Annotated in this window: 1 pseudogene; it reads right to left on the bottom strand. The window is 61.9% G+C overall.

The window, feature by feature from the left end:
* Positions 1-50: 50 nt before the first annotated feature.
* Positions 51-302: pseudogene (locus tag EN818_RS34170) on the bottom strand (hypothetical protein); the annotation flags it as partial.

The raw sequence follows: 302 nt of genomic DNA, 5'->3' as shown, positions 1-302 counted from the left end.
TAGGGCGGGTGCTCGCGCGCCAGTTCGGGGGCAACGCGATGCCAGACATGCTAGGAAAATGGCGTTCCATGGACGAGCACCATCGGAGGACCGGAGCCGGTCGAGCCCCAGGCGATGCCGGTGCCGTCCCAGTCAAACGTTTCTGTCGGCGACATCATGCGCGTGATTGCCCAGTCATTGGTTCCGGTAAGCCTAGTCACGTCACGTTTCGCCGGAAAGCGCGAAATTATCGTCGCACGTTCAGACATCCTGAAGGGATCGGCGGCGTCCACCATGGTTTGCAACGGCCGCCGGCCTTCAAC

Origin of the sequence: Mesorhizobium sp. M3A.F.Ca.ET.175.01.1.1, from assembly GCF_004791945.1 — a bacterium.
Classification (GTDB): domain Bacteria; phylum Pseudomonadota; class Alphaproteobacteria; order Rhizobiales; family Rhizobiaceae; genus Mesorhizobium.
This window is presented reverse-complemented; position numbering and strand designations above follow the sequence as displayed.